Source organism: Bacillus sp. GMa5/1 (assembly GCF_050172015.1).
Lineage (GTDB): Bacteria > Bacillota > Bacilli > Bacillales > Bacillaceae_G > Bacillus_A > Bacillus_A cereus.
Genome location: NZ_JBNLYC010000297.1, coordinates 1 through 3565 on the forward strand (window position 1 = coordinate 1; position 3565 = coordinate 3565).

Sequence of the window (3565 nt, forward strand, 5' to 3'; positions counted from 1 at the left end):
AAAAACTTGCAAAAATAAAAAGAGAGATGTATATTAATTGATGTATCAATAATTGATACATCAATTAATATTTTAACAAGAAAGAAAAGGAACATTTTATGAAGGAAATGTTCGTAAATATCAGTGGAGAAGAACGAAAAATACTTATTCATGTTCTATTACAGATGCAAAAAAATGTAGAGAATATTAAAGAATAGAGAGTGTAGGGGGCAGAATAGTGTGGAAATAATCGCAGCTATTTTAGTCGGGATCGTAGCATTAGAACATTTGTTTATCATGATCCTTGAAATGTTTTTTATTGATTCAAAAGTAGCGAAATGTGCTTTCAAATTACCGAAGCATTTAGAAGGAGATCGAAACGTAGCCATTATGTTTGCAAACCAAGGTTTATATAATGGATTTTTAGCGGCTGGTCTCATTTGGGGACTTGTACTTGGGCTCAATCCAATTGGTTATATGGTCCAATTATTTTTCGTGATTTGTGTGGTGATAGCAGCTATTTTCGGAGGTTTCACATCTAATAAATCGATTATTGTGAAACAAGGATTTCCAGCTGTTTTAGCACTGGTTGCCCTTTTATGTATGATATAGAATCAAAGTTTCTCAATAAAAGAACTCATTTTTGAAAAGAATACGCTATTCTTTCTTTAGAATTATAGGAAAGGATGGCGTTTTTGTATGTCTATTTCTATACGTAGTGAATTATAACTATTCCCTCAAGGGACTCAACTGCTTTTCAGCTTTTGGATATACTTTCATCCATCTTTGTTTCCTCCTCTTGTTGGATAGTGTAATAATTGATAAAAATTTTGATGAAATTGGATTATAACGATTGATCAAAAAAGTTAGTGATTAAAAATATTATTCTTTAGTACATACATTTTTAAGATGTTAAATATATTTCATAATAGTCTCTGTAAGATAGGGATAAGTAGAATAGTACTTTTTATAACTTTGAATGTCATTCATAATAGCACCAGTAAGAAGAAAACAAGCTTTACGGTACTACTAGTTATCAAAGATGTTACAGTAGTTTATTTAGAATCAGTGTGATTGAAAGGTTGTACTATATGGCCTAATAATTTCGAAAAAATGTCGGTGTGGCATAAAACAATTATGGAGGTTAAAGATATGAGTACTTCAAATTTGAATGAAATAAGTAAACAAATTTTAAAAGAGGAGGAAACACTTCAATTTTCCTCTTTTACAAATGAAGATGCCTTGCAACTAGGTTTATTTATCGTTGAGACAGCAAAGCAAGAGGGGAAATTGATTGCTGTTGATATAACGAAAAATGGTGTGCAATTATTTCATTTCAAGATGACAGGGACAAATGAGGAAAATACGAAATGGATTGAGCGTAAAAAACGAGTCGTTTCCCTGCATGATCGTAGCTCGTATTATATGCAGATACAAAGTGAAATAACTGGGGTCTCCTATAATGAAAAATATCTTTTAGATACTTCAGAATACGCTGCGTTTGGTGGATGTTTTCCTATCAGAATAAAAAACGTAGGGGTTATTGGAATGATAACAGTTTCAGGATTACCACCAGAAGAAGATCACGAATTGGTAATAAGGGCAGTTAAAAATCATTTGAAGCAATAGTAAAAATAAATGTGATGGTTAAGTAAAAGCCAAGAATGAACATATTATTGTTCGTTTTTGGCTTTTTATTATTTTTTCTTATAGTCGGCTAAGAGGGTTCTTTTACAGGTAGTACTTAATTTTGCAATGTTCTTTAAATTGCATCGTTTTGTTCGAGTGAGCGAAATTGCTGTAATTGAAGATGCTCTAAATTAATGTGAAATTTGGTGATTAAAGTAGCTACATTTCATATTTGTGTAAATATGAAACAAGCAGGATACATGAATAGAGAATGGGTAAAATAGTACCGAATGATGATTAGATTTTATGAATGATGTTATAAGGCTTTTTTTAGGAAAACTGAAGGAAGCAGTGTGTTTAGATTTAGAATGACTGGCAATGGGTGCTAGGAAGTTCAATGATTCAAAAATGAACTCATTTAAACGCATACTATCTTCGAGATGAATCATTTTGAAGAATATTAAAACTTAGGAGGAACGGAATTATGACAAAAGATTTCTATACTGCACTGAAAGAAAGACGTACTTACTATGGGATTAATAAAGAGGTACAAGTATCGGATGAAAAAATTAAAGAAATCGTGGAGTTTGCTGTGAAATATACTCCATCCGCTTTCAATTCTCAAACTGCACGATTAGTTGTATTATTTGGTGAAGCTCATGATAAATTATGGGATATTACCACTGAAACATTAAGAAAAGTAGTTGGAGATGGAGACTTTTCAGGAACGCAACAAAAAATGGATTCTTTTAAAGCTGGTTATGGAACAGTATTATTCTTTGAAGATGAGGCTATCGTTAAATCGCTTCAAGAAAAGTTTGCTGCATATGCTGAAAACTTCCCAATTTGGTCACACCAAGCATCAGGTATGCACCAATTAGTCGTGTGGACAGGTTTAGAAGCAGAGGGATTAGGGGCATCATTACAACATTATAATCCATTAATTGACGATGAGGTAAAACAAGAATGGAATGTCCCTGCTAATTGGAAACTAATTGCACAAATGCCATTTGGTAATCCAACAGCTGCACCAGGTGAAAAAGAATTCCAACCACTTGAAGAGCGTGTGAAATTTCATAAGTAATATTCGAATGTAATAAAATAGAAATTTAATCAGTGGTGGTCTTACTGTCCGCAAATAGCAGGGGAAGCTAACTGTATTGTAAAAATAAAACTGTTTATTAATAAAAAAGCTTATTCGTTTTTTTTATTAATCGAGTATGTATGAATAAAAGATTTTAAAACACTATTTTAATCTGTAAGGGAACAAGGTGATCGTTTTGATCACCTTGCTTTATTTCTTACATTTTATTTATTAAAAAACGCTAGCTTTTCATAAATGCTTGAAAAATTAGCGTTTTAATAATAGGTATCTGTAATTTGATTACTTAAAACTATATACGAAAAAGCTTTTATGTTATTCCTCAAGTTCTATCCATTCCTGTGACCATTCTTCTATTCCGCGAATAATAGCTTCTAAAGCAAATCCTTTTTGAGTTAAAGAATATTCTATACGAACTGGTGTCTCAGGAAAGACTTTACGTTCGACAATTCCTTCTAGTTCTAATTCTTTCAATCTTTCTGAAAGTAATCTTCCGCTAACAGGAAGAGAAGATTCAAGTGTACAAAAGCGCTGAGATCCAGAAAAAAGTTGGTAAATAATTAGTGCTGTCCATCGTTGACTAAAAAATTTCATTCCTTTTTCAAAGCGAGGGCATAATGTAGAATCATTCATTTTCCTTCACCTCCTAAAATAAATTATATAACATCTTACTATTAGTAACAAATGTTTTTATAATTAATTACTTGACGTAAATTGATTACGAATGTATACTAACTTACATAAAGTAACTAAGTTGTTTTATGTAACTAAAACTCTTTTCTTTAAATGGCCAAAGTTGTAATGATACATATTGCATATAAGCTGAGAGAAAAAAGAATAGCATCTGTAAAAACA

At 31.5% G+C, this 3565-nt stretch carries 4 protein-coding genes; 3 read left to right on the forward strand and 1 reads right to left on the reverse strand.

What is annotated here, in order from left to right; translation table 11 throughout:
• Nucleotides 1–219 precede the first annotated feature (219 nt).
• The 3 genes from ACQGSG_RS27630 to ACQGSG_RS27640 all read left to right on the forward strand — a co-directional run bounded on the left by ACQGSG_RS27630 (nt 220) and on the right by ACQGSG_RS27640 (nt 2692).
• Nucleotides 220–591 carry a DUF1304 domain-containing protein gene (locus tag ACQGSG_RS27630; RefSeq protein ID WP_098280247.1) on the forward strand — a complete coding sequence of 124 codons (372 nt, stop codon included), beginning with the start codon at nt 220–222 and terminating at the stop codon, nt 589–591.
• A gap of 501 nt (nt 592–1092) precedes the next feature.
• Nucleotides 1093–1608, forward strand: a complete 516-nt coding sequence (locus ACQGSG_RS27635) for a heme-degrading domain-containing protein (RefSeq protein ID WP_002061924.1) — start codon at nt 1093–1095, stop codon at nt 1606–1608.
• A gap of 484 nt (nt 1609–2092) precedes the next feature.
• The gene (locus ACQGSG_RS27640) at nt 2093–2692 is read left to right on the forward strand and encodes a nitroreductase family protein (protein ID WP_000158938.1); all 600 of its coding nucleotides are present in this window, start codon (nt 2093–2095) and stop codon (nt 2690–2692) included.
• A gap of 333 nt (nt 2693–3025) precedes the next feature.
• On the opposite strand, the gene ACQGSG_RS27645 is transcribed toward ACQGSG_RS27640, so the two are convergent.
• On the reverse strand, nt 3026–3343 hold the full coding sequence (locus ACQGSG_RS27645) for a winged helix-turn-helix transcriptional regulator (RefSeq protein ID WP_001000104.1): 318 nt from the start codon (nt 3341–3343) through the stop codon (nt 3026–3028).
• Nucleotides 3344–3565 lie beyond the last annotated feature (222 nt).

What these genes read in the sequence shown, in the direction of transcription:
- ACQGSG_RS27635 (WP_002061924.1), top strand. Translation starts at nt 1,093, where the DNA reads ATGTCGGTGTGGCATAAAACAATTATGGAGGTTAAAGATATGAGTACT.
- ACQGSG_RS27640 (WP_000158938.1), top strand. Translation starts at nt 2,093, where the DNA reads ATGACAAAAGATTTCTATACTGCACTGAAAGAAAGACGTACTTACTAT.
- ACQGSG_RS27645 (WP_001000104.1), bottom strand. Translation starts at nt 3,343, where the DNA reads ATGAATGATTCTACATTATGCCCTCGCTTTGAAAAAGGAATGAAATTT.